Raw genomic sequence first — 25981 nt, forward strand, 5'->3', positions numbered from 1 at the left:
GCGGTCTCAGGCGGCCTTACGGGCAGTGACGAACGCGGCCAGGGCGGCAACGTTGCTGAAATGGTTGCGGGTGTCCTTGGCGTCGGCATCGATCTTGATGCCATAGCGCTTCTGGATCGCCAGGCCGAGTTCCAGCGCATCCACCGAGTCCAGACCCAGGCCTTCGCCGAAGAGGGTCTGCTGGTCGTCGATGTCCTGCACGCTGATGTCCTCCAGGCCCAGGGCGTCGATGATCAGTTGCTTGAGGTCACGGTGCAGGTCTTGCTGTGGATCGCTCATCGGCGGCGAGCTCCTTGATGTAGTACTGGTGCAGGTAGTCGTTGAGTTTGCGCGATGCTTGGGGCGCGGGTCCCTGGACGGCGAAGGCCTGGGGGTCGATATCGCTGCCGACCTTGAGGGTGAAATGGACGCGGCGGCTGGGAATGCGGTACCAGGGTTCGTTCTTGGTCAGGGTGGTGGGGCTGACCTCGATGGTCACCGGGGTGATGATCTTCGCACCCCGTAGAGCGATGGCGGCGGCGCCGCGATGAAAGGTTGGCGTTTGGCCGGGTGGTGTGCGCGTGCCTTCGGGAAAGATGATCAGCGGCTGGCCGTGGCGCAGGGATTGCACGGCGGTGTCGAGCATGTCCAGGCTGCCGTCATTGCCGATGTACTGGGCTTCGCTCACCGGGCCGCGGGTGAAGGGGTTCTCGAACAGGCTGTGCTTGACCACGCAGTTGGCTTGGCGCACAAGGCCGATGAGAAACACGACATCGATCAGCGACGGGTGGTTGGCGACGATCATCTGGCCGGGACGCCCCAAACGTTCGGCGCCGTCTATCTCATAGGTCAGCACGCCCGCAGCGTGCATGAAACGGATGAAGCGCCAGAACAACCAGCCAATGGTACGACGGGCGCGCTGACGGTGGCGCGTTGCACTACCGGGCAGGCAGGCGAGCAGCGGGAACACCAGCAACCGCAGGCACAGGCCGCCCAGCCCGAACAGAAAGAAGCTCGCGGCCGTCGCCAGCAGGCGCCAGTAGTAGGCATCGCGTGGCCGTCTCACGGCTGCCGTTGCCAGTTCCATGTACGACGCTTCCATGTATGAGTGAAGGAGCCCGTGCCGTTGAGCGAGGCACGAAGCCAGTTCAGGGCATGGGGCAGTTCCGTGGCCTCGGGGGCCGGTGTCTGGCCCTGGGCCAGTCGCCAATGCGTACCAGGCGTGAGCAGCAGACCCAGGGCATAGGCGAAGGGCACGTCGTCTATCCATGGCCTGTAAGCCTCCGGCGGCAGCTCCTCGGTAACGATCAACAGCACCGCCGGGGCCCCCTCGGCCAGCAGCGCGGAGGCCTCCAGCACACCGTGCTCGAAGCCATCGCCGGCCGCGGCCAGGGCGGTCATCTCGCTGGTTTCGCCGCGCAGGATCGACCATAGGCCAATCACTGCGTTGTGCACCGACAGGCTGAACTGGGTCGGCGACAGCGGCTGGCGCTCGGCCAGCTCGCTGAGAATCGAGAATGTCCGAGGGGTTTCACCATGGCGCGAGACGAACACCAGCGGCAATGTTTCGTGCCCTTCGGCCAATGGCCAGCCAACTGCGAACGCCATGCGCGCCAGGCGGCTGAGCCGGCGGCGTTGCATGGCGGGCAAGAACGACACGTCAGGTGCCGGCCCGTCGCTGTGCGGGGCCTGGTGACCGAGCGCCCACGCCTGCCAGTCGGCAGGCGTCTGCAAGCCCGGAGCCCAGGCGCGCCATTGGCTGATATCGAAGGTGATCACGGTGCTTTCTACTTCCCGCCCTGCGGGAATTCCTTGCCGAGGGAATGACTCGGAACAACGACCTGACAGGGTTGGCGCATTCGCCGAGTGGCGCGCATTATCCCGGTGCCGGAGTCATGGATCAATGCATATGGTTTCAATCAGACATTGCCTTCAGTCGTACGTGGCATCGTCTGATGAGTTATGTGCGCTTTTTCCGATAATCGGTCTGACTGAGGTTGTCGGTCAGGGCCAGGGGCAACTTGAATGAAGAATGCTGGCCATTGCCGTTGTGCCGCCACATACTCGGGCATTCGTTGATACACGGAGGTCTTCCATGCGGCGCGTGGTGTTCAATCAGAAAGGTGGCGTGGGCAAGTCGAGCATCGCCTGCAACCTGGCGGCGGTCAGCGCCAGCGAAGGCTACCGGACCCTGCTGATCGACCTGGATGCCCAGGCCAACTCGACCCAGTACCTCACCGGGCTGACCGGCGAGGACATCCCCATGGGCATCGCCGACTTCTTCAAGCAGAGCCTGTCCAGCGGGCCGTTCGCCAAGAAGAACCGGGTCGATATCTACGAAACGCCGTTCGACAACCTGCACGTGGTCACGGCGACCCCGGAGCTGGCCGACCTGCAGCCCAAGCTCGAGGCCAAGCACAAGATCAACAAGCTGCGCAAACTGCTCGACGAGCTGGACGACGACTACGAGCGGATCTACATCGATACGCCGCCAGCCTTGAACTTCTATGCGGTTTCTGCACTGATCGCCGCCGATCGCGTGCTCATCCCCTTCGATTGCGACAGTTTCTCGCGCCAGGCGCTGTACGGCCTGCTGGCCGAGATCGAGGAACTCAAGGACGACCACAACGAAGACTTGCTGGTCGAGGGCATCGTGGTCAACCAGTTCCAGTCGCGGGCCAGCCTGCCCCAGCAGATGCTCGACGAGCTGCTGGCCGAAGGCCTGCCGGTGTTGCCGGTATACCTGGGCAGCTCGGTGAAGATGCGCGAGTCCCACCATGCCAGCCTGCCGTTGATCCACCTGGAGCCGCGGCACAAGCTGACCCAGCAGTTCGTGGAGTTGCATGACTTGCTTGAGCGGCTCGAGTGAACAGGGCGTCGCTTGCGGCAAACGTAGATATCCATTGGGATCTCCCAAAAAGGGAGAACTGCTTGGATGCGCGTCATTGCCAAAAGTACCTTGGTGAAGTTCTGGGAATTGTGGCCTGTGTGGTGAACTCTAGACCCCCTGGCCGCGCAACCACTCCAGCAGTGACTGGAGTGGAAAAGCGCCGGCCTGGCGTGCCACTTCGCGGCCGTTCTTGAACAGGATCAAGCTGGGGATCGAGCGGATGCCCAGTTGCCCGGCCAGGTTGCGGTTGGCTTCGCTGTCGAGCTTGGCCAGGCGGCAGCGGCCACCGAGCTGGCGCGCGGCCTGCTCGAATGTCGGGGCGAAGGATTTGCACGGGCCGCACCAGTCGGCCCAGACGTCCAGCAGCAGTGGCAGGTCGCCCTTGATCTGGCTGGCGTAGCTGCGCTCGGTGAGGTCGAAGGGCTTGTTCAGCAGCACATCCTGTTTGCAACGACCGCACTTGGGGTTGTCGCCCAGGCGGGCGGCGGGCAGGCGGTTGAGGCCGTTGCAGTGGGGGCAGGGGATCAGTAGCGGGTCGGACATGGGAGCTCCTTATCGGTACGAGATGGACTTTCAGCCGTCGTCTTGAGGCGCTTTGCGCCCCATCGCCGGCAAGGCCGCCCTGCTATGACGAACAACTGATCTCCAGGTGCTTGCCCCACTGCGGCGGTCGCTCGGCATAGGCGTGCATCCCGGGCTGTTCCTCGAACGGTTTGCACAATACCTGGTGCAACCGCCGCACTTCACTGTAGTCGCCCGCCTCGGCGGCCTCGATGGCCTTCTGCGCCAGGTAGTTGCGCAGCACGTACAGCGGGTTGACGGCATGCATGCGCTCGCGTCGCCCTTCGGCGTGGGCGGCCTCGCGCTGGCAGCGGGTCAGGTAGTCCTTGCCCCAGGCATCGAAGCCGGCCAGGTCGACGAAGTCGTCGCGTACCACCTTCAGGGCCTCGGCCACGGGCTGTTCGCCGAGCCGGCGGAAGAACAGGTTGTAGTCCACGCCGCCGCTCTGCATGCGCTGCAGCAGGCGCTCGACCAGCGCCATGTCATCGTCCTCGGCGCTGGTGAAGCCCAGGCGTCGGCGCATCAGGTCCAGATAATGGGCCTGGTACAGTGGCAGGAACAGCCCCAGCGCCTCTTTGAGCGGTTCTACTTCGATCACCGTGGTCAGCGCCTGGGCCAGGGCGCTGAGGTTCCAGTGGGCGATCGGTACCTGGTTGGCGTAGCTGTAGCGGCCCCGGTCGTCGGAGTGGTTGCAGATGAAGTTGGCGTCGAAGTCGTCGAGGAACGCGTAGGGGCCGAAGTCGAAGGTGATGCCGAGGATCGACATGTTGTCGGTGTTCATCACCCCATGGCAGAAGCCGTAGGCCTGCCAGCGGGCGATCAGCTCGGCATTGCGTTCGACGATGGTGCGGAACATGGCCAGGTAGGGCTGCTCGGCTTCGCGGCACTCGGGGTAGTGCTGCTCCAGGACATGGTCGATGAGCAGGCGCTGCTGCTCGGGCTGACGGGTGTAGTAGAAGTACTCGAAATGGCCGAAGCGCACGTGACTCTGGGCCAGGCGCAGGAGCATGGCGGCGCTTTCGCGGGTCTCGCGCCACACGGGCGTGCTCGAGCCGACTACGCACAGCGCCCGGCTGGTGGGGATGCCGAGGGCCTGCAGGGCCTCGGAAGCGAGGAACTCGCGGATCGACGAGCGCAGTACGGCGCGGCCGTCACCCATACGTGAATACGGGGTCTGGCCGGCGCCCTTGAGGTGCAGGTCCCAGTGCTCGCCGGCCTCGTTGACCACCTCGCCCAGCAACAGGCCTCGGCCGTCCCCCAGGCGCGGGTTGTAGGAGCCGAACTGGTGCCCGGAGTAGACCATCGCCCGAGGGTCGGCTTCTTCCCACAGCTTGTGGCCGCTGAACAGCTCGGCGAACACTGGCAGCTCGGCCTGGGCCGGGTCGAGGTCGAGCAGGGCCATGGCCGACTCGCTCGCCACCACCAGGCGTGGCTCGGCGATCGGCTCGGGCAAAACCTGGGTGGAGAAGGCATCGCCCAGGCGGGCGAAGCGGTTGTCGAACGTCAGTTGATCGAGGGCTTTCACGGGCCGGCTCCTGGAAAATCGCGAGCGAGGGCGCGGCCCTCGCGAGGATACAGGACAGGATAAAGTATTCGAGTGCACTCAGGCCGGCGCAGTGCCATCCGATTTTGGTTGTTCCACAGGGATCAACTGTTGCTTGCCGTCCCTGGGGTCCATGAGGAACACCTCGACCTGGCGCACCGAGATCTTGATGCCGTGGGCCTTGAACTCGCGGTCGATGTAGCGGTTGATCTCGTCCAGCGTCGGGTTACGGTCGCCCAGGTCGCGCACATGCATGCGCAGCTCGTGGTCCAGCGAGCTTTCGCCGAAGTTGAGGAAGTACACGATCGGCTCCGGGTCCTTGAGCACCCGCGGGTTCTCGTGGGCGCCCTTGAGCAGCAGCTCGCGCACCAGTTCCAGGTCCGAGCCGTAGTCGATGCCCAGCTTCAACGTCACCCGGGTGACCGTGTCGGTCAGCGACCAGTTGATCAGTTGGCCGGTGATGAAGGTCTTGTTGGGGACGATGATGTCCTTGCGGTCGAAGTCGGTGATGGTGGTGGCGCGGATGCGGATCTTGCTCACCGTGCCGGACAGGTTGCCGATGGTGATGGTGTCGCCGATGCGCACCGGGCGCTCGAACAGGATCATGATGCCGGAGATGAAGTTGGCGAAAATCTCCTGCATGCCGAAGCCCAGGCCCACCGATAGCGCGGCCACCAGCCATTGCAGCTTGTCCCAACTGACCCCGAGGGTCGACAGGGTGCTGACGAAGCCGACCCCGGCGATCACGTAGGACAGCAGCGTGGTGGTGGCATAGGCGCTGCCCTGGGCCAGGTTCAGGCGCGACAGCACCAGCACTTCCAGCAGTCCAGGCAGGTTGCCGGCCAGGGCGAAGGTGATGCCGACGATCAACAGTGCGCCGAGCAGGTCGCCGAGGCTGATCGGCACCATGCTGGCGGCGGCGCCGGTGCCGCTGCTGTACTCGTACAGGGTGACGTTGTTGAGGTACGAGAAGACCGTGATCAGGTCCGACCAGACCCAGTACAGGCCGCCGATGAAGCCGCCGAGCAGGGCCAGGCGGATCAGGCGCAGGGACTGCTGGTTGACCTGCTCGATGTCCAGGGCCGGTTCCTCGGTGATCACTTCGCCATCCAGGCCTTCCTTGGCCGCCTGGCGCTTGCTCAGGGCGCGCTGGTAGGCCAGGCGTCGCGCCGCCACGGAAAGGCCACGGACGAAGGCGGCCTCGATCACCAGCCAGAACAGCAGCAGGTAGAGGGTGTAGATCAGCCGGTCCGTGAGCTTGAGGGCGGTGTAGTAGTAGCCGAAGCACACCGCCACGAACAGGGCGATCGGCAGGGCGGTGAAGGCCACCCCAACTGCCTTGCGGAACAGCGAGGTGTCACGGTGTGCCGGGCTGCTCAGCAGCAGGCGGCTGAGCAGCCAGGCCATCAGCGCATAGCAGGTGAGCACCACGCCGATGCCGAGGACATCGTCGGCCAGGGCCGAGGGCTGGTGTTCGGCCACTGCCACCACGCCGACCAGCGCCAGCACCACGGTGCCCAGGCGGCGCACCCAGCCACGGAGGAACTCGACCTGCGGCTTGTGCCAGCGGAAGTGGATCTCGGCCACGCCACCGGGGGCGAGGATGCGGTAGGCGGTGTAGAACACCAACCAGGCCTGGGCGATCTGCCAGAGTGCGGCGCCGAGGTTGGCGTTCTGCCCGCGGGCATCGATCTGCAAGGCGTAGCTGCCCAGGGTGAGGGCCAGGCTGACCGGCAGGGCCAGGAGGACGTTGATCAGGATCGCCTGGGGCGTGTGCCACTGGCTGTCGCGCTTGAAGTGGCCGATGTCCTGGTGAACCTTGCCCAGGCGCTGGTACAGGTACTTGCGACGCCACAGCAGGGCGCCGATCACCAGCAGCAGGGGCAGGAACAGCAGTGGTTGCTGGACCAGGCCATCGGTCAGTTCCTTGATGCCTGAGCCCCAAGGCAGGCTGATCACCTGCTCGGCGAGCCGTTGCGGCACGTAGCGCAGCCACTCCCAGTCCAGCGGCTTGTTGCTGGGGATCCAGAACATCTGCTCTTCCAGGGTGGTGCGCAGGTTCTGGGCGGTGCTGAGCAACTGCTTCTGGTTCAGTTGCAGGGTGATGGACTCGTTGAGCAGTGCCGAGAGCTCGCGGTTCAGGCGCTCGAGCAGGTCGCTGCGAGTGAGCGCCACTTCCAGCAGGGCCTTGCGCAGCTGGGGCGTGACGTTTTCCTGGGGCTGGTTGGCCAGCAGCCGGTCGACGTAGGTGGACGGGCTGCTCATCTGTTCGCGCTGCTGGTTGACCTCGAACTGGTACAGGCGGATGTCGGCGATCTGGTCGGCCAGGTCGCGGTCGACTGTCAGGTGTGGCAGGGCTTGTTTCTGCTTGTAGAGGATCTTCGACAGCAGCAGGCTGCCCTTGAGCACGTTGATCTGCTCGTCCAGGGCTTGGTCGGCCTGGGTCAGGGTGTCGAGCTGCTGCTTGGTCCGCAGGTTCTGCTGGGTCAGTTCGTTGAGGCGGTCGGTGCTCTTGAGCAGGTAGTCGGAGAGCTTGAGGTTGGCTGAGCTCTCGTTGGCCAGCAGGGTGCTGCCACCCGCTTTCTGCGCCTCGATCGACTGCTGGGTGACGGTTTGCTGGGACTGGGCCAGGCGCTTGTCGTTGATCAGCGTCTGCAGCTCCTGGATCTCCTGCTCCAGTCGCGTGGCACGCTCGATCAGCAGGTCGTGGCGGGCATTGCCCAGGTCCTGCAGCAAGCTGTTGCCGGCCAGTTCCTGGCGGCGCAGCTGGGTCAGGGCGGTGATCGAGGCCAGCTCGGCATTGAGCTGGTTGCGCTGATCGGTGGACAGCGGCTTGCCGTTGTCCTTGCCGGACTTGAGGCTGTTGTTGATCTGCTGGGCACGGGTCTGGTTGTTGCTGATCTCGGCCTGGGCCCGCTCGGGACGGGTCTGGGAGTTGATGATCAGGCTGTTGGCCTCGGACAGCGCCTTCTGCAGCTCACCCTGCTGGGTGCTGCGCTCGTTGAGCATCTGCTCCAGCTGCGGCACGGTGAGGTTGGCGTAGCGCTGGGCCACCGGCACGCTCTTGCTGTCCTTGAGCTTGGCCAGCTCGCGCTGGCTTTCACGGGTCTGTTCCGGGGCATCGGCCAACTGCTGCTTGAGCGCGGCGAGTTTCTTTTCGCTGTCTTCCTTGCTGACGAGCAGGGCCAGGGTCTGCTCGAGCACTTGTTGCAGAGCCTTCTGCTCGGCTTCGGGCAGCTTGCGCTCGGCGATCTTGTCGAGGCTGTTCTGGATGTTGGCGGTGGTCGGGGCCTCGGCCGCCGTGGCGGCGAACGAGAGGGACAGGCACAGCCCGAGCAGGGCTGCGCGAATGTACACGCGCAGGGACATAGGCAGAATTCTTGCGAAACGGGGCAGATCGGAGTTTAGAGGAACAACCCGGGGCCGGGTCGAGTACCTTCCGGGAATTTGACGCCCACCTTGAGGATCTTGTTCCCTTCCATCAGCGCGACGGTCCACAACGTGCTGTGCCATTCGATCTGATCGCCTACTACTGGAGCGCCTCCGACCTTTTGTCGGATGAACTGCGCCAACGACATTTTCGCGTCCAGGCCGTCCAGTTTCAGGCCATAAAGTGCCGCCACCGCGCCCAGCTCGGCATCCCCTTCGAGGACGAAGTCGCCGAAGAAGCGCAGGTCCAGGCCACGCTGCGGCGGCTGGCTGAACAGTTTGCCCAGGGCTGGCAGGTCGTGCTCATGGCCGATCACGCAGAGCATGTCGTTGGCTTCCAGTACCGTGCTGCCCGAAGGGTGCAGCAGTTGCTCGCCGCGAAACAGCGCGGCGATACGGGTGCCTTCGGGCATCTTCAGTTCGCGCAGGGCGGCGCCGATGCACCACTTCTCGGCGCCCAGGCGATAGACGAACAGCTCCCACTCGCTGGTGATGTGCACTTCCAGTGCGGAACGGGAGATCGGCGCGGGGTTGGGCGGTACCGTGACCTTCAGCAGCTTGGCCATCCACGGCAGGCTGGTGCCCTGCACCAGCAGCGATACCAGGACGATGAAGAAGGCCAGGTTGAAGAACAGCTGGGCATCCGGCAGGCCGGCCATCAGCGGGAACACGGCCAGGATGATCGGCACCGCGCCGCGCAGGCCGACCCAGGAGATGAACGCCTTCTCGCGGCCGTGGAACGACTTGAACGGCAACAGGCTGGCGACCACCGACAGCGGCCGGGCGAAGAGGATCATCCACAGCGCCAGGCCCAGGGCCGGCACGGCGATGGGCAGCAGGTCGTGGGGCGTGACCAGCAGGCCGAGCACCAGGAACATGCCGATCTGCGCGAGCCAGGCCATGCCGTCGAGCATGTGCAGGATGCCATGACGGCTGCGGATCGGCCGGTTGCCCAGCACCAGGCCGCACAAGTACACGGCGAGGAAGCCGCTGCCGTGCAGGGCGTTGGTCAGGGAGAACACCACCAGACCGCCAGCGACTACCAGGATCGGGTACAGGCCGCTGGCCAGGTTGATGCGGTTGACCAGTTGCAGCACCAGCCAGCCACCGCCCAGGCCGAGCAGGCCGCCGATGCCGAATTCGCGGACCAGATGGCCGAGCAGGCCCCAGTCCAGGCCTGTCTGGCCGCTGGCGATCATGTCGATCAGGGTGACGGTGAGGAACACCGCCATCGGGTCGTTGCTGCCCGACTCGATCTCCAGCGTGGCCATGACCCGTTCGTTCAGACCCTTGCCACCGAGCAGGGAGAACACCGCCGCAGCGTCGGTGGAGCCGACGATGGCGCCAATCAGCAAGCCCTGGATCAGGTTGAGGTCGAACAGCCAGGCCGCGACCATGCCGGTCAGCCCGGTGGTGATCAGCACGCCCACGGTGGCCAGCGACAACGCCGGCCACAGGGCCACGCGAAAACTGGCCACTCGCGTGCGCAGGCCGCCGTCGAGGAGGATCACGGCCAGGGCCAGGTTACCCACCAGGTAGGCGGTCGGGTAGTTGTTGAAGATGATGCCGCCACCATCGACGCCCGCGACCATGCCGACGGCGAGGATGATGACCAGGATAGGAATGCCCAGGCGGGACGAGAGCGAGCTGACCAGGATACTTGCGCCCACCAGCAATGCGCCGATCAGAAACAGGCTATTGATGGTGCTCGCATCCAAAGGCAGTACTCCGGGGAAAAGCGAAGGGAGGGGCGACTTGCGCGCGCACAGGCTGTGTGCCAAGCGATTCTAACCTGATGCCGCAGCGGGCTGTAAAGCGTTACCGCACGGCTATCCGAGACTTAGGGTTCAGTGGGCTCTTTAATAACGAAGCGAAGGTCGAGCGCCATGAGTACCCACGATGAACCGACACTGGAGATGATTGCCAAGCGCTACCTGGGGCAGTTTCCTGATCTGCAAGGGCTGGCCCGCCAGGCCGCCGGCCATGTACTGAGGCGACAATTGGGCTATTGGCTCGATCCCGACAAGATCTATTGGCATGGCTTCGATACTGCAATCGGCAGCCGGCGCAGTTATACCGGTTGGCAGCACCTTGGGCGGCCGCGCAGGTCCTTGACCCTTACGGAGCTGGTGATACAGCGTTTTAGTCCACAGCAGCAGGACAATGCCGATCTGCTGGCGACCTACGGTGGCTTTTATCGCGTGGACGGCAGCCATGCGTGCTATGACGAGCGCAATGAGCTGCGCCTGGCACCGCAGGCGGTGCTCGAGATGTTCTGGGCAATGGATTTCGCCCAGGTGTACGCGCGTCGGCTGGTGCGTTTCCAGACGCAGCGTGGCGAAGACTTCTGCGTATTGGCGCGGGCGCGCTTTCTAGCCGCGGTCGCTCGGGCATCGCTCGAAGCGCAGGAGCGCAAGCAAGTGCTTGCCGCTGCCTTGGGCAAAGCGCAAACCCCCCTCACGCTCGAGGCCCTGCGGGCGCCTCGCGAGCAGGGGGCAGCTCGGGGTTTCGGTATGTTGATGGTCGATGGGATCCCGGCGCGTACCCTGCTGCACCTTGTGCTGGATACGGGCAGGCACTGCCTGTATGCGGCGGACGACCAGGGCGCGCTGATGATGTTCAAGGGGCTTCGGGGTCTTGAAGACTGGATGCGGGGACTCGTCGGCACGATGCAAGGTCGCGAGCGCTTCATGGCGTATTTTCTCGGCGAGGATGCGCACGCCCGGTCGATGCGTCCGCAGTTGGAGAAAATCTGTGAGCGGTTACACGCCTCGCCCTCCACGGTCCGTATTGAAAACCAGCAAGTGCCCGGCGATGTATTCGTGCGCCTGCGCGACCAGGCCATGGATGAACTGGCGAGCAACGCCCACGAGCGCCTGACCACCAATGCCCAGTTGCGCAAGGCCAATTGGTTGTCAGGGTTGCACACCGCGACCCTCGTCATCGCGCCCATGGCCCCGCTGGGGTGGCCTGTTGCGCTGACAGCGCTTGGCGTCGGCATGGGCAGCCTGGCTTTGCATCTGGACCAAGCGATCGCTGGCAAGACGGCGTGGCGCGCAGCCGCCTGGTGGGCTGTGTTGCTGGATGTGCTGTACATCATCCTGGATTCCCTGATGATCCGCTCAGGCGCGTTGTTCAGTGAGGCGCCGCTGCCGCGACAGGTAGCGCCAGAAATAACCACGCCCACGGATTCGTGGTGGGGCCGCTATATGCGTCCGGCGGCGGATGAACTCCTGCAACTCTCGGATCAGGCGCTGGTACGTCAACGCGGGCTGCTGGGGCAGGTGCCGTGGTGCGATGGGCAGTCGGTCGACGCGGTGGGGCGGTACCTGGATAGCTTTGGCGAGCCCTATGCGGTGTACCAGGATGGGCTTGGCTTTGGCTCACGGGCCATTCGTGAATACACCCACGCGCCGAACCGCTACAACAACCTGTGGCGTGGCCTGCCTCTGGAGGATGATCTTGCTGCGAATATCAGGCGTAGCCATGACCTTGCTGAAGCCTTGGAGTACATCGGTGCCAATGGCCAGGCACGGCTGTATCGAGCCGTATCGGCCTGTCGAGGGACCGGCATGGCGGCCTGGCATGAAGGGCGGTTGGGGGTGGGCGATGTGCTGGTCACGACAGACTTCACCTCGTTCACCGAAAACCCTTATGTCCTCTGGGAGACATTCAACGATCCGGCGGCGCAGGTGAGTGGCAGGGGGGTATTCGACGAAACCGCTGTCGTGTATGTGCTGGAACCGGGGGAATTGGCACATGCGGTACCCGTGGCGCCTTTTTCCGATTTGCAGCACGAGGCCGAATCGCTGGTGATGCCGGGGAGGTATCTGAGGGTCGAGGAGGTGAAGGCGGTGGAGGGGGAAAACTACCGTTTCATGCAGGTACGCCTCAGGGCCTTGGACAAGCCGGCACCTGGCGCTGCTGTGCATGACCTGTACAACGGTGAGCTATTCGACCGGGAGGTATTGGCGCAGCGCCTTGGGGGTGGCGACGACTCTTTGATGCGCCGGTTCTTTGCGCTGGCTTCGTGAGTCTGACGATCCGCAGGGCTTGCGAATCAGGGCTGCCATGCCGCCCATCGCTGGCAAGCCAGCTCGACTCTTGGGTTGCTTAGAACTTTTCAAAAGCCATTGAGTCGCCCCCAGGTTCACCGCAACGTTCAGGAACGGCGGCGAACCCTGTGGGGTCGGCTTGCCGGCGATGGGCCGCGCAGCGGCCCCGCGGGGTCAGCCCTGCTTCACTTCACGCATCGGCTTGCCCTTGACCGGCGCATCACCCGCCACATAGTACTTGGCGGTGCTGCGTGGCAGTGGCTGGCGGCCACGGATCCGGTCGGCGATCTTCTCGGCGATCATGATCGTGGTGGCGTTGAGGTTGCCGGTGATGATGATCGGCATGATCGACGCATCGACCACCCGCAGGCCCTGCATGCCATGCACGCGGCCCTGGCCATCGACCACCGCCATGTCGTCGTCGCCCATCTTGCACGAGCAGGACGGGTGGAAGGCGGTTTCGGCGTGGGTGCGGATGAACTCGTCCAGTTGCTCGTCGGTCTGCACGTGCTCGCCCGGGCTGATCTCGCGGCCGCGGTACGGGTCCAGCGCCGGCTGGTTCATGATCTCGCGGGTCAGGCGGATGCCGTCGCGGAACTCCTGCCAGTCCTGCTCGGTGGCCATGTAGTTGAACAGGATGCTGGGGTGCTGGCGCGGATCCTTCGACTTGACCTGGACGCGGCCACGGCTCGGCGAGCGCATCGAGCCCATGTGCGCCTGGAAACCGTGCTCCTTCACGCCGTTGGAGCCGTTGTAGTTGATGGCCACCGGCAGGAAGTGGTACTGGATGTTCGGCCATTCGAACTCGGGACGGGTGCGGATGAACCCGCCGGCCTCGAACTGGTTGCTGGCGCCGATACCGGTGCCGTTGAACAGCCACTCGGCACCGATGGCCGGCTGGTTCCACCACAGCAGCGACGGGTACAGCGAGACCGGCTGGGTGCAGGCCCACTGCATGTACAGCTCCAGGTGGTCTTGCAGGTTCTCGCCGACGCCCGGCAGGTCATGCACCACCGGGATGTCCAGGCTTTCCAGCAGGGCGCGCGGGCCGACGCCGGAGCGCTGCAGCAGCTGCGGCGACGCGATGGCCCCGGAACTGACGATGACTTCCTTGCGTGCACGGGCTTGCACGCGCTCCTCGCTGTCGCCGACCAGGTAGGTCACGCCGATGGCACGCTTGCCGTCGAACAGCACGCGGTCGCTCAGGGCGTGGGTGACGATGGTCAGGTTGGGGCGCTTCCTGGCCTGGTCCAGGTAGCCACGGGCGGTGCTGGCGCGGCGGCCTTTCGGGGTCACGGTGCGGTCCATCGGACCGAAACCTTCCTGCTGGTAGCCGTTGAGGTCTTCGGTACGTGGGTAGCCCGCCTGTACGCCGGCCTCGACCATGGCGTGGAACAGCGGGTTGTTGCCGGCCTTGGGCGTGGTCACGCTGACCGGGCCGTCGCCGCCATGGTAATCGTTGGGGCCGATGTCACGGGTTTCGGCCTTGCGGAAGTACGGCAGGCAGTCCAGGTAGCTCCAGTCTTCCAGGCCTGGCAGCTTGGCCCAGCCGTCGAAGTCCAGGGCGTTGCCGCGGATGTAGCACATGCCGTTGATCAGCGACGAGCCACCCAGGCCTTTGCCGCGGCCGCACTCCATGCGGCGGTTGTTCATGTGTGGCTCCGGGTCGGTCTCGTAGGCCCAGTTGTAGCGGCGTCCCTGCAGCGGGAAGGCCAGGGCGGCCGGCATCTGGGTGCGGAAGTCGAGGCGGTAGTCCGGGCCGCCGGCTTCGAGCAGCAGGACGCTGACGTTGGCGTCTTCGGTCAGGCGGGTGGCCAGCACGTTACCGGCAGAGCCGGCGCCGACGATGATGTAATCGTATTCCATGGGGTTCTCCCATTTGAGCGGCAGGCTTCAAGCGACAAGTAAGGGTAGTCGTGCGAAGCGTGCGAATGGTTGAGGCCTGCAAGGGCCGGTGGCGCAACGCCGACCGGCTCTTTCTTGCAGCTTGAGGCGTGGCGCTTGGCGGTCGGTCAGAATACCGACGTGTAGTCACCCAGCTCGACCTGGACCGACTTGATACGGGTGTACTGGGCCAGCGAGCTCACGCCGTTCTCACGGCCGACACCCGACTGCTTGTAGCCGCCGACCGGCATTTCCGCCGGCGACTCGCCCCAGGCGTTGATCCAGCAGATACCGGCCTCGAGCTTGTGGATGATGCGGTGCGCGCGGCTGATGTCGTTGGTGCACACGCCGGCGGCCAGGCCGTACTCGGTGTCGTTGGCGCGGCGGATGACTTCGTCTTCGGTTTCGTAGGTCAGGATGCTCATGACCGGGCCGAAGATCTCTTCCTTGACGATGGTCATGTCGTCGCGGCAATCGGTGAACACGGTCGGCGCGACGAAGGCGCCCTTGGCGAAGTCACCCTCGGTCATGCGCTCGCCGCCGCACAGCACCCGGGCGCCTTCTTCCTTGCCCTTGGCGATGTAGCCGAGCACGCTTTCCATGTGCGGGAAGCTGACCAGCGGGCCGAAGTTGGTGTTCTCGTCTTGCGGGTTGCCGGCGCGGATGCGGGCCACGCGCTCGACGATCTTGGCTTCGAAGGCCTCTTTCAGCGCAGCCGGGACGAACACGCGGGTGCCGTTGGTGCAGACCTGGCCGGAGCTGTAGAAGTTGGCCATCATGGCGATGTCGGCGGCCTTGTCCAGGTCGGCGTCGTCGCAGATGATCAGCGGCGACTTGCCGCCCAGTTCCATGGTGACTTCCTTGAGCGAGGAGCTCGAGGCGCTGGCCATGACTTTCTTGCCGGTGGTGGTGCCGCCGGTGAAGGAGACTTTCTCGATGCGCGGGTGTTCGGTCAGCCAGGTGCCGACTTCACGGCCGCTGCCGGTCAGGACGTTGAACACGCCGTCCGGCAGGCCGGCTTCGGTGTAGATCTCGGCCAGCTTCAGGGTGGTCAGCGAGGTGACTTCCGAAGGCTTGAAGATCATCGCGTTGCCGGCGGCCAGGGCCGGGGCGGATTTCCACAGGGCGATCTGGATCGGGTAGTTCCAGGCGCCGATGCCGACGGTCACGCCCAGTGGCTCGCGGCGGGTGTAGACGAAGGAGCTTTCGCGCAGCGGGATCTGCTCGCCCTCGATGGCCGGGACCAGGCCCGCGTAGTACTCCAGCACGTCGGCGCCGGTGACGATGTCGACGTAGCGGGTCTCGGAGTAAGACTTGCCGGTGTCCAGGGTTTCCAGCATGGCCAGCTCGTCGTTGCGCTCGCGCAGGATCTCCACGGCGCGGCGCAGGATGCGCGAACGCTGCATGGCGGTCATCGCGGCCCAGACCTTCTGGCCACGTTCGGCGCTCTCGACCGCGCGCTCGACGTCAGCTTCGGTCGCGCGCTGCACATGGGCGAGGACTTCGCCGTTGGCCGGGTTGATGGCTTCGAAGGTGGCATCGCTGCCAGCGTCGACATAACCACCATCGATGTAGAGTTTTTGCGTTCCGAAACGGGCCATAGTGTCCTCGCAAGTGCAGTGTGTGGTGGGCTATCCGCGTCGTGCTCCTGCCGTTTGGGCAATCGCTTCGCGCGGGTGTTCAGAGGCCTGGTCGATCGTGTCCGGGCGCTGCTGCTTAGCCAGTTGTAGTTCCATGTATTCGTAAGCAATCCGTATCGCCTGGTCGGTGTCGAATGCGTCTCCCGACAGGGCTCCACGCAGCCACAGGCCGTCGATCAGGGCCGCCAGCCCGCGGGCTGCCGTGCGCGCTTGATCCAGCGGCATGGCGCGGCGGAACTGGCAGCACAGGTTGGAATACAAGCGGTGGTCGTTGATCCGCTGCAACCTGTGCAAGGACGGCTGGTGCATGCTGGAGGCCCAGAAGGCCAACCAGGTTTTCATCGCCGGGCCGTTCACCTGGCTCGCATCGAAGTTGCCCTCGATGATCACCTTCAGGTGGGCGCGCGGGCTGTCGTCCGTCAGTGCCTGGCGCCGTGCTGCCACGCCTTCGTTGAGCATGCTCATGATGTAGCGCATGGTCGCTGCGATCAGGCCGTTCTTGTCCCGAAAGTAGTGGCTGATGATGCCGTTCGACACCCCGGCCAAGCGGGCGATCAGCGCAATGCTGGCATCTCCCAGTCCGACCTGATCGACCGCCTGCAAGGTGGCTTCGATCAACTGCTGGCGGCGGATGGGTTGCATACCGACCTTGGGCATCTTGCTATCTCCTCAGGCCTGCGAGCAGACGACGAGCGGCTGACTCGGCGAAGGCCAGTCTATTTTGTTTTGATTGAACGTTCAATCAATAAAGAATAAGCTCTGCGACAATTTGTGCCATTGACAGTTTTTCAGGCGGTCGAGCAGGCACGGATTGACACCCCAGGAAATCGCGTAACCCCCGGAATACAAGGCGTTGACGGGCATGAGCGATGCATGTGGCAGATTCTGCCGAACGGTCGTTGGCTGTGCGGCAAGCCCTCGGAGCGGGGCTTCGGTCTGTTTTTTCGCATCGATTCGATTCGGGATCACGGTTTCCAAGGTGCTTTTATAACACCTGACGCAGTGGGGCTATTGCACCATTTGCTCGGGAAAAGACTGATTAGCCTCCACTCCCGCACTGCCCGGAGCATTCGTGCAATGAGTTCTGCCTCCCTAACCAAACCCCCCGCCGAGAGGGTCCGGGTCAACAGCGTGGTGTTCTACACCTCGGCGCTGCTGATCCTCGTGTTGACTGCCTTGCTTATCGCTGTCCCTGACACTGCCGGCCGTGTGCTCGGCGTCGCCCAGTCGTGGCTGACGCGCACGTTCGGCTGGTACTACATGCTGGTGATCTGCGGCTACCTGCTGTTCGTGATCGTTCTTGCCTTCTCCGACTTCGGCAAGCTCAAGCTTGGCGGCAAGGATGACAAGCCGGACTTCAGCTATGGCGCCTGGGCCGGCATGCTGTTTTCCTCCGGTATCGGTATCTCGCTGCTGTACTTCGGCGCCTCCGAGCCGCTGGACCACTACTTCAACCCGCCGGAAGGCACGCCCGCCAGTCTCGAGGCTGCACGCCAGGGCCTGCAACTGACCTTCCTGCACTGGGGGCTGCACGGCTGGGCGATCTACGCCCTGGTGGGCCTGGCCGTGGGTTACTTCGCCTATCGTCACAACCAGCCGCTGGCCCTGCGCTCGGCCCTGTACCCACTGGTCGGCGAGCGTTGGGTCAAGGGTGGCGCCGGCCATGCCGTGGACATCTTCGGCATGTTCGTCACCCTGTTGGGCCTGGTGACCAACCTGGGGATCGGTTCGATGCAGGTGGCATCGGGCCTGGAATACCTGTTCGGCATGGACCATAGCAAGACCAACCTGCTGGCGGTGATCCTGACCATGAGCAGCGTGGCCACCATCGCCGCGGTGTCGGGCGTGGAGAATGGCATCCGCCGCCTGTCCAACCTGAACATCCTGCTGTTCAGCGGCTTGCTGGTGTTCGTCCTGCTGGGTGGCAACACCCTGCACCTGCTCAACGGCTTCGTGCAGAACGTTGGCGACTACCTCAATGGCATCGTGCTCAAGACCTTCGACCTCTACGTGTACGAGGGCGAAGGTGGCAAGTCCGAGCGCTGGCTGGGCCTGTGGACCGTGTTCTACTGGGCCTGGTGGATCTCCTGGGGTCCGTTCGTCGGCATGTTCATCGCCCGTATCTCCAAGGGCCGCACCGTGCGCGAACTGGTCGCCGGCGTGTTGCTGATCCCGCTGGGCTTCACCCTGGCCTGGCTGTCGATCTTCGGCAACACCGCGCTGGACCTGGTGATCAACCAGGGCGCGGTGGAGCTGGGCAAGACTGCCTTGGAGCAGCCGTCGATGTCGATCTACCAGCTGCTGGAATACTTCCCGGCGGCCAAGATCGTCGTCGGTGTGGCGGTGTTCGTCGGCTTCGTGCTGTTCCTCACGCCGGCCGACTCCGGTGCGGTGATGATGGCCAACCTGTCGTGCAAGGGCGGCCAGGTGGATGAAGACGCGCCCAAGTGGCTGCGCATCTTCTGGTCGGCGGTGATCACCCTGGTGACCATCGGCCTGCTGTTCGCCGGCAACTTCGAGGCGATGCAGACCATGGTGGTGCTGGCCGGCCTGCCGTTCTCGGTGGTCCTGGTGCTGTTCATGTTCGGCCTGTACAAGGCCATGAAACAGGATGCCCAGGTCGAACAGGAGCGTGCCGAGCTGGCTGCCCGTGGTCGTCGTGGCTTCAGCGAGCGTCTGACCCAGCTCGAGCTGCAGCCGACCCAGGCCGTGGTCCAGCGCTTCATGGACAAGCAGGTCAGCCCGGCGCTGAAGGACGCTGCGGCGCAGTTGCGCACCCTGGGCTTCGAGGTCGAGACCCGTGTCGGCCAGTCCCGTGCCCTGATGGGCCTGCGGGTGATGATGGAGGAGGGCAACCCCTTCGTCTATGAGGTGAGCCTGGATGGCTACCTGGCCGCGCCGAGCGAGGCGCCGGTCGAAGGCGAACCGCAAGTACGTCAGCGCTTCTACCGCGCCGAGGTGTACCTGCACGATGGCAGCCAGGAGTACGACCTGATGGGCTTCACCCCTGACCAGATCGTGCGTGACGTGCTGGATCAGTTCGAGAGCCACCGCCAGTTGCTGGGGCGCGTGTACAGCTGATCGAGGCCGAAGTGGGCAGGGGCCCGGCGTGCGAGCGTCGGGCCCCTGTCGTTTCGGGAGCGGTAAGTCGTCAGTTGCAATATGTAGTGCCTGTGGCGAGGGGATGCGACGCATCGTTGGCGCCTCATCAACCAGCAGGCCAATCCCATGACGCACCCATCGACCCCGATATTCGATTTCAAAGCCGCTGCCGCCAGGCAGTTCGCCAGCCGCCCGACCCTGCGCCAGGTGGTGAGCAGGCAGGTCCTGGACCTGTTGCTCGAGCAGCTTCCCTGGCTGGCCTATGTCGAACCCAAGCTGGTGGACGCCGATCCGCTCATGCTCGACAGCCCCGATCCCGATACCGAGTACTGGACCACCGAACCCTTGGTGGACGTGGTGCTGCAGGCGATGCTGGAGGGCAAACCGCTGGACCTGGAGCCCATTGGCGCGCGTTCCCATAACCTTGGGCTGGCGGACACCCATCGTTTCCCCGGTTCCCACAGCGCGTTCGATACACGGCGCCTGGTGGGAACGAGCGAAGCGTTCAACGAACGCCTGCTCCAGTTGACGGAGCATTTCTGCCAGGCGCAAGTGGACTACTGGCGTGGTCAGGGGGCCTCCGGCAAGAGCCGTGATCAGTGGTTGCAGTTGCTGTTGAAGATGGCGCTGCTGCGTAACCTGCCCCTGCAAGGGTTGGACGAGCAGCAGCAAGCTGTCATTCGTGGCTTGGTCAAGGGCGGTGCGCAGCAACCCCCGGTCTTTGCCGTGCAGGCTCGTCTGACAGTGGGCGAGCAGCATTTCAACGAGATGCAGCCTGGCCTGCTGGTCATCGCTGAATGGGATGAGCGACAGGCTGTCCTGTGGTGTTCGCCATCGAGCCAGGTCAGGGCATTCGATACCCTGGATGATTTTGCCCTGGCGCTGCGCGACGAACTCGCCCTTCGCTACCATTTCGACGCCCTGCGCTGGGATCGCCAGGCACTCGAAGGCAATGTGTTCGCCCAGCAATGCACGCTGCTGCTTGCCCGTATGCTCGATAACATCGGGCGAGTACGCTACCAGGGCCTCACCGTGGCGCAGATGGAGCGCCTTTTCGCCGACCTCAGCGACCCCGCGCAGTGGTTCGTCGAGGGTTATTACATCGAGGAAAGCACCACGGTCATGCCTCCACCTGGTATCTACTGGGCGTCGGCCAACGACAGCTTCGCCTACCAAGAGGCGCTGTTGGACCTGGCGCTGGATCACGCCGATGCCGACGGGCTGGCGGCGCTGGATGGTGTCCTGGACCTGCAAAGCTACACCCGCCAGCGCCTGCGGGAGCGGATGCTGGCGGACTACCCGGTGGAGGCCAACTACTTCCCTGACGACCTGATCCTGGAGCTTGAAATCGCCCGTGGCATGCCGGGTGGCGCCGCCACAGGCAGCGGAGGCGGCGAGCCGCTGGAGCCGGCAGGCGAAAAGACCCTCACCGAGTTCGCCATCGGCAACCTCAGTTCGCTCGCAGGCGCCGTTATCAAAGGGATCAGGCATCGGGACGATCAACTGATCATGCCTTGGATGAATGCCGACTACCTCAAGTCGCTGGTGCAGGCCGTCGATATCGGGGGCAACTATCCCCGCTACGTGGCCGATGCCCTGAACGACCCGCAGACGCGTTCCGAGCGTACCAGGCGGTTTGCCCGGGAATGGCGCCAGTCCTTGGTGTTCAGCGCCCTGCAGGCGAAGCTCGATCGCAAGATCACGGAGCTGGGGCTGCAATGCATCGTCGACTTCTGCAGGGGCCATGTCGATAGCGTGTTGCCGAACATCGCGCTGATCCCGCTCGCCTTCAAGCGTCAGCCCTATTCCGCGAAGCATGACCTGGTTCGCGGCATGTATGTGCTTTTTTCGGCCGAGCCTGCCGTGGTGCTGCTGTATCGCCCCCTGTATGGCCATGATCCGCTACGGCAGTTCGCCAGCATCGAGGCGATGATGGCGGGTATCCGTGAGTCCGAGTCGCTCCAGGCCAGCATGGTGAACTGGATGGAACCCCATGTGCGGCATATCTATGACCACGGCGGGTTCACCGAACCCCATGTCACCAGCATCGGCATGGACCCTTACGACCTGCCTGAAAAGCCCGAGCCCGCTGCACTGGGTGCACGCCTGTGGCTGACCGACGTGGATGAAAAGCTGTACACGGCGAACTACGAGCTGTTGCTGGAACTCGCCAACCGGCAGGCAACCTCCACTGCGCAAAGCCGCTGGGCGATCCTCAGCCAGGGCGCCTGGCTGCTGTTCGACCTGGCCACGCTGCTGTTGCGCGGGCCCGTCGCTTCGGCAGCCTGGCTCGTGCAGGCCATCTCCAGCCTCGAGCGCGATACCGGGGCTTTCGAGCAAGGCAGCGAATTCGACCGCAGCGCTGCCACCGTCGACCTGATCGTGAACCTTGGCATGGCGTTGTTGCATGCGCGCCTGCCAAGCGAGGCCCCGGCAAGCTCGCAGCCGCTGCCCGGCGCTGCCGCTTTCGATGGGCCGCCCGCGCAAGATGGCGGCTACCAGGCAATGCGTGTCAGGCCAACCCAGGGCAAGGTCGGCATGGCCGGGCCGTTGGCGTTTGCGTTGGCGCCGAGCGAGGCGGGCCTGCAGCTCGATTTCTCCTGGCGTGGCAATCGGGGCTTCAACTGGCTGGCGCCGGAACAGCGCAAGGCATTGATGGCCATGCGTTCGAAGGTCGGTCTCGATGGTTTGCAGTCTTCGGCGGATGGGCTCTATCAGCTCGGCGAGCAGCGCTATGTGACGATGCTGGGTGAAACCTTTGCCGTGAGTGTGCTGGAGGAGGGCGTCCGGGTCGTCGATGCCACGGGCAACCTGGGGCCTTGGCTGTCGTTCGAACTAGGGGCCTGGCGCATCGACGCGCGGTTGCGCTTGAGTGGGGGAGCGCCTGGAGGACGTGTCAAGGAGCACTTCGGCAAGCTGTATGCGTCTTCCAACGACCTGACCCTCAAGGCCAATGCGGCTACGGATGTTTTCACTCGCCTGGGCAAGGAAATCGTCCAGTTGCAAGGCAGGGTCGATGGCCTAGAGAAGTTGAGGCAAGCCGAAACTGCCAGGCGAAACGCGGCTGGGGAAGACAACGCCTCCTTTGACTGGGCCGCTTCCGACCGGATGATGGCGTCCTACGATACGCGTTCCGCTGAGTTCGCTGCCGAGCTGAGGTCCAAGCGGCTGCGGGCGGTCGAGCACCTGGAGTCCGCAGTGCGGTTCGACCGCGAGCAACGCGGGATTCTGGAAAGCATGCTCGAAGCCAAGTATCGCTCCTACCTCAAGGACGGGCTCGAGGAGAGCATAGGGGAGAAGAAGGTCGAGGTCATGACCAGCCTGATCCGCAACAGTGACTTCATTCTGAGCGAGCTCAAGAGCCTGGCGGATTATCCGCGTATCAACGAGATGATGAAGCGACACGAGGGGCGTCTCATTACGGAAGTTCGCGAAGACTATCTGGAGCTTCGCAGTTATCTACAAGCCTTGACCGGATTTCAGGAGCGTATGCTCGTTGCCATGGGCGGACTGGATGAGTTGCTGACCGAGGCTCCCCGCGACCTGGAAATCAGCGTGGCCGATACCCACAGGACGGTGGCCGACCTCATCGATGAGCGAAAATACTCGACCGTCGACCTTCGCTTCCAGCAGGTCCTGGTGCTGGCGGAGCTGACCGTGCACTTGGAGCTCGCCACGGGAGGACGACGAGTGACGCGGGTCAGGGAGGGGCTTGCCGGTACTCGCCTCCAGAGTGCAGCCAACGCCCATGGCGAGTCGCTCATGGCCAACCTGGACGTGGCCGACAGGATCAGCATCCTGCAGGAGGCATGGGACGAGTACGCCGCGGCGATCATCCGCACCCTGCACATCGAGCGCACGGGTGGGGCGCTGGTCGATGTCGCGATGCTCGAGCGCTACCGGGAGCACATGCAGCTGCTCAAGGACGATGCTGGGCGTCGATTGGTAGCCGCCATCGCCGAGCAGGATGGCACGCCGCTCCCACCCCCGAAGTACTCGCCCTACAGGATTTCCAGCAAGCCCCAGCGCGTACTGCATAACAACGCCGGCCAGATCGTCATCGCCACCGAAGTGCAGGAAGACGAGCGCACGGTCTATGAAGTGCGCGCGCCATTTAGCGGGGACATCCTGCAGGTCTTCGACCTCAAGGACGGTGCCTGGGTGGAGCGCCCTGGCGAGTCGCCCGAGGCGAGCCCGTTGGGCGAAGGAGGCGGTGATGAGCAGGTGCAGGCGTTGCTCAACGACAACCAGGACGTTATCTCCATTGCCAGGGCGTATGTTGACGAAGGCGCCAACGGCGCGACACTGGACGCCTTGCTGCAACGCCAGGTGGAGCGGTTGCAACGCACGGCTGCGGAGCTGGCCGAGCAAGGGGCTAGCGCGGGCGTGACGGCTCGCCTGCATACTGCGGTACAAGACCTGGAGTCGCTCAGGATCAGCCTGTTGACCGAACTGTACACGCGCACCAAGTACCCGACCGCCGATGCCTTGCGTTTCCTCCACGACCAGCGATTGATCAAGGTGGACTATGTCAGGCGCGATACGTCGGCCATGACCAGCCCGTTCGACGAGTTCAAGATCACCCGCTTGAATGCTCCTGGTGTCGACAAGGGCCGGGTCATCTGGGCTGCGCATTTTCATCTGCTTTCGCAAGATGCGTCGCTCGAAGACTTCACCCATGGGCACCTCAAGCTCTGGTCCCATCGTCACCTGGGGCGGCGCTACGAAACCGTCAGTGGTGAGCGGGTGCATCGGGGGCGCCTGACGCGTGCCGATGTGGCGGGCATCATTCCCCTGACGTGAGCGGCCTAGCGGTTCGTGTAACGGCCTTGCCTGCCATGGGCAGGCATGGCCTGGTTGCCGCGTTCGGCGATCATCTGCTCGAGGCCGATCAATTCGATGCCCTGGCTCTTTAGCCGGGGCATTTCCTTTTCCAGCACCTCGAGGGTCTGGGGGTAGGGGTGACCGATCAGCACCGCCGAGCCCTGTTTGCGCGCCAGCTCGATGCCTTGGCGCAGTTGCCCGGCGATGGCTTCGGGGGTGCGTACATCATCCAGGAACACATCCCGCGAGACGTGCGCAAGCCCCTGCGCCTGCGCCTCGGCCGCCGCCACCGTGGCCGCGCTGGTGCGGCTGTCGACGAAGAACAGGTGGCGCCGCTGCAGCTCGCTCATCAGCCAGGTCATGGGTTCGCGCTGGGCGGTCATGCGGCTACCCATGTGGTTGTTGACCCCGGCAGCGAAGGGCACCTTGGCCAAGGCGGCGTCCAGGCGCCGGGCCAGTTCCTCGGTCGGCGCGCCGGGGTGCCAGGCGTAGGGGCCGGTGGCCGGGTCCATGGGCATGTGCAGGATGACCGTCCTGCCAGCCTTGTGGGCCTGGCGAGCGAAGTCGGTGGCATGGGGCGTGTCGGGCATGATGGCCAGCGTGACCGGGCCAGGCAGGGCGAGGGTGCGGCTGTCGCGTTCGATGCTCTGCCCCAGGTCGTCGATGATGATGCTCATGTAGGCCTTGGCCGGCGCCGCGTGAACGACGCCGGCCAGCAGGCAGGACAGGGCCAGCAACAGCAAGCGCATGGGCTGGGTCAGTCGCCCTTGGTGATGTTCAGGCCCTTGAGCAGGCTCAGGGCCTGGCTGAGCTGGAAGTCATCGTCCTGCGGGCGCTCCTTGCGCTTGCTGCTGCCGGATGGTCGGTCGGCGCCGCCGTTGCCATTGCCCAGGTGGCCCTGCAGGTCGGCTTCCTTGAAGTTGTCGGTGTCGGCCTCGGCGGTGAGCTTGGCCGGGCGCACCTCGATGTCCGGGACGATGCCCTGGGCCTGGATCGAGCGGCCGTTGGGGGTGAAGTACAGCGCGGTGGTGAGCTTGAGCGCGCGGTCGTTGGCCAGCGGCAGCACGGTCTGCACCGAGCCCTTGCCGAAACTGTCGGTGCCCATGAGCACCGCGCGTTTCTGGTCCTGCAGGGCGCCGGCGACGATTTCCGAGGCCGAGGCGCTGCCGCCGTTGATCAGCACCACCAGCGGGACGCGCTCGCTGGCGTCGGCAGGGTTGGCGGAGAAGCGCAGCTCGGAATTGGCGATGCGGCCCTTGGTATAGACGATCAGGCCCTTGGTGAGGAAATGGTCGGCCACTTCCACCGCCGACTGCAGCACGCCGCCGGGGTTGTTGCGCAGGTCCAGGACCAGGCCGCGCAATTTCTTGCCGTTGTCCTTGCGCAGCTTGGCCAGGGCCTTGCCCACCTCGTCGCCGGTCTTGACCTGGAACTGGGTGATGCGGATGTAGCCGTAGTCGTTCTCCAGCAACTGGCTCTTGACGCTCTTGACCTGGATCACCGCGCGGGCGAGGGTCACGTCGAATGGCGTGCCGCCATCGCGCACCAGGGTCAGGGTGATCTTCTCGCCGACCTTGCCGCGCATCTTGTCGACCGCTTCGGTCATGCTCTGGCCGCGGGTCGGGGCGCCGTTGATCTTGACGATCAGGTCGCCTGCCTCGATGCCCGCGCGCGAGGCGGGGGTGTCGTCGATTGGCGACACCACCTTGACGAAGCCGTCCTCCATGCCGACCTCGATGCCCAGGCCGCCGAATTCGCCGCTGGTGCTTTCCTGCAGCTCCTGGAAGTCTTCCGGGCCGAGGTAGGCCGAGTGCGGGTCGAGGTTGCTGAGCATGCCCTTGATGGCGTTCTCCAGCAGGGTCTTGTCGTCCACCGGCTCGACGTAGGCGGCCTTGATGCGGTCCATGACCTCGGCGAAGGTGCGCAGTTCGTCCAGCGGCAGGGGTGCCTTGGCCGTCACCTCGGTGGCGGGCACCGCGGCAGGCCTGGCCGGTTCGGCGGCGATGGCCAGGGGCGCGCCGACCACCAGGGCGATGGTCAGGGCCAACTGGGTGAGGCGAGGCGAGTGCAGCAT

17 protein-coding genes are annotated in these 25981 nt (G+C 64.5%); 4 read left to right on the top strand and 13 right to left on the bottom strand.

The annotated features are described in order from the left end of the window. Positions 1 to 6: 6 nt before the first annotated feature. From NJF35_RS10120 to NJF35_RS10130, 3 genes are read right to left on the bottom strand one after another with little or no spacing between them, the layout of a single operon-like run. Entirely contained in the window at positions 7 to 279 is a 273-nt protein-coding gene (locus tag NJF35_RS10120) for a phosphopantetheine-binding protein (RefSeq protein WP_225787507.1), read from the bottom strand. Continuing rightward, positions 248 to 1066, bottom strand: a complete 819-nt coding sequence (locus NJF35_RS10125) for a lysophospholipid acyltransferase family protein (RefSeq protein WP_225787506.1) — start codon at positions 1064 to 1066, stop codon at positions 248 to 250. Before NJF35_RS10125 ends, NJF35_RS10120 begins: the two co-directional genes overlap by 32 nt. Next, on the bottom strand, positions 1042 to 1758 hold the full coding sequence (locus tag NJF35_RS10130; protein WP_225787505.1) for a beta-ketoacyl synthase chain length factor: 717 nt from the start codon (positions 1756 to 1758) through the stop codon (positions 1042 to 1044). Before NJF35_RS10130 ends, NJF35_RS10125 begins: the two co-directional genes overlap by 25 nt. A 316-nt stretch (positions 1759 to 2074) precedes the next feature. On the opposite strand from NJF35_RS10130, the gene NJF35_RS10135 reads away from it, so the two are divergent. Next, a complete protein-coding gene (locus tag NJF35_RS10135; RefSeq protein ID WP_225787504.1) occupies positions 2075 to 2848 on the top strand; it encodes a ParA family protein in 774 nt (257 codons plus the stop codon). 129 nt (positions 2849 to 2977) lie between these two features. Here NJF35_RS10135 and trxC read toward each other — a convergent pair whose 3' ends face one another. The 4 genes from trxC to NJF35_RS10155 form a co-directional block, all read right to left on the bottom strand. After that, on the bottom strand, positions 2978 to 3412 hold the full coding sequence (gene trxC / locus NJF35_RS10140; RefSeq protein ID WP_225787503.1) for a thioredoxin TrxC: 435 nt from the start codon (positions 3410 to 3412) through the stop codon (positions 2978 to 2980). Positions 3413 to 3494: 82 nt separating this feature from the next. Next, entirely contained in the window at positions 3495 to 4955 is a 1461-nt protein-coding gene (selO, locus tag NJF35_RS10145; protein WP_253079867.1) for a protein adenylyltransferase SelO, read from the bottom strand. A gap of 78 nt (positions 4956 to 5033) precedes the next feature. Beyond that, positions 5034 to 8342, bottom strand: a complete 3309-nt coding sequence (mscK, locus tag NJF35_RS10150; protein ID WP_253079868.1) for a mechanosensitive channel MscK — start codon at positions 8340 to 8342, stop codon at positions 5034 to 5036. A 35-nt stretch (positions 8343 to 8377) separates the two neighbouring features. Further along, positions 8378 to 10120: a potassium/proton antiporter gene (locus NJF35_RS10155; RefSeq protein WP_253090991.1), complete on the bottom strand. Its 1743-nt coding sequence runs from the start codon at positions 10118 to 10120 to the stop codon at positions 8378 to 8380. A 168-nt stretch (positions 10121 to 10288) separates the two neighbouring features. Between NJF35_RS10155 and NJF35_RS10160 the strand changes: the two genes are divergently transcribed. Then, a complete protein-coding gene (locus NJF35_RS10160; protein ID WP_253090992.1) occupies positions 10289 to 12436 on the top strand; it encodes a dermonecrotic toxin domain-containing protein in 2148 nt (715 codons plus the stop codon). Between the two features lie 195 nt (positions 12437 to 12631). Here NJF35_RS10160 and betA read toward each other — a convergent pair whose 3' ends face one another. The 4 genes from betA to NJF35_RS10180 form a co-directional block, all read right to left on the bottom strand. After that, complete coding sequence (betA, locus tag NJF35_RS10165; RefSeq protein ID WP_225787498.1) at positions 12632 to 14323, bottom strand: choline dehydrogenase; 1692 nt, start codon at positions 14321 to 14323, stop codon at positions 12632 to 12634. A gap of 146 nt (positions 14324 to 14469) precedes the next feature. Further along, on the bottom strand, positions 14470 to 15942 hold the full coding sequence (gene betB, locus NJF35_RS10170) for a betaine-aldehyde dehydrogenase (RefSeq protein ID WP_253079870.1): 1473 nt from the start codon (positions 15940 to 15942) through the stop codon (positions 14470 to 14472). A 30-nt stretch (positions 15943 to 15972) separates the two neighbouring features. Next, positions 15973 to 16638: a transcriptional regulator BetI gene (gene betI / locus NJF35_RS10175; protein ID WP_225787496.1), complete on the bottom strand. Its 666-nt coding sequence runs from the start codon at positions 16636 to 16638 to the stop codon at positions 15973 to 15975. 81 nt (positions 16639 to 16719) lie between these two features. Further along, positions 16720 to 16959, bottom strand: coding sequence for a hypothetical protein (locus tag NJF35_RS10180; protein WP_225787495.1), 240 nt, complete (start codon positions 16957 to 16959; stop codon positions 16720 to 16722). A 99-nt stretch (positions 16960 to 17058) separates the two neighbouring features. On the opposite strand from NJF35_RS10180, the gene betT reads away from it, so the two are divergent. Beyond that, positions 17059 to 19062 carry a choline BCCT transporter BetT gene (gene betT, locus NJF35_RS10185; protein ID WP_225787494.1) on the top strand — a complete coding sequence of 668 codons (2004 nt, stop codon included), beginning with the start codon at positions 17059 to 17061 and terminating at the stop codon, positions 19060 to 19062. 147 nt (positions 19063 to 19209) lie between these two features. After that, positions 19210 to 23886 (top strand): dermonecrotic toxin domain-containing protein, encoded by a 4677-nt coding sequence (locus tag NJF35_RS10190; RefSeq protein WP_253090993.1) that lies wholly within the window; start codon positions 19210 to 19212, stop codon positions 23884 to 23886. Positions 23887 to 23891: 5 nt separating this feature from the next. Here NJF35_RS10190 and NJF35_RS10195 read toward each other — a convergent pair whose 3' ends face one another. Further along, on the bottom strand, positions 23892 to 24656 hold the full coding sequence (locus tag NJF35_RS10195; RefSeq protein ID WP_225787492.1) for a divergent polysaccharide deacetylase family protein: 765 nt from the start codon (positions 24654 to 24656) through the stop codon (positions 23892 to 23894). Between the two features lie 8 nt (positions 24657 to 24664). Continuing rightward, positions 24665 to 25981 carry a S41 family peptidase gene (locus tag NJF35_RS10200; RefSeq protein WP_225787491.1) on the bottom strand — a complete coding sequence of 439 codons (1317 nt, stop codon included), beginning with the start codon at positions 25979 to 25981 and terminating at the stop codon, positions 24665 to 24667.

Origin of the sequence: Pseudomonas guariconensis (genome assembly GCF_024127895.1) — a bacterium.
Taxonomy (GTDB): domain Bacteria; phylum Pseudomonadota; class Gammaproteobacteria; order Pseudomonadales; family Pseudomonadaceae; genus Aquipseudomonas; species Aquipseudomonas guariconensis_B.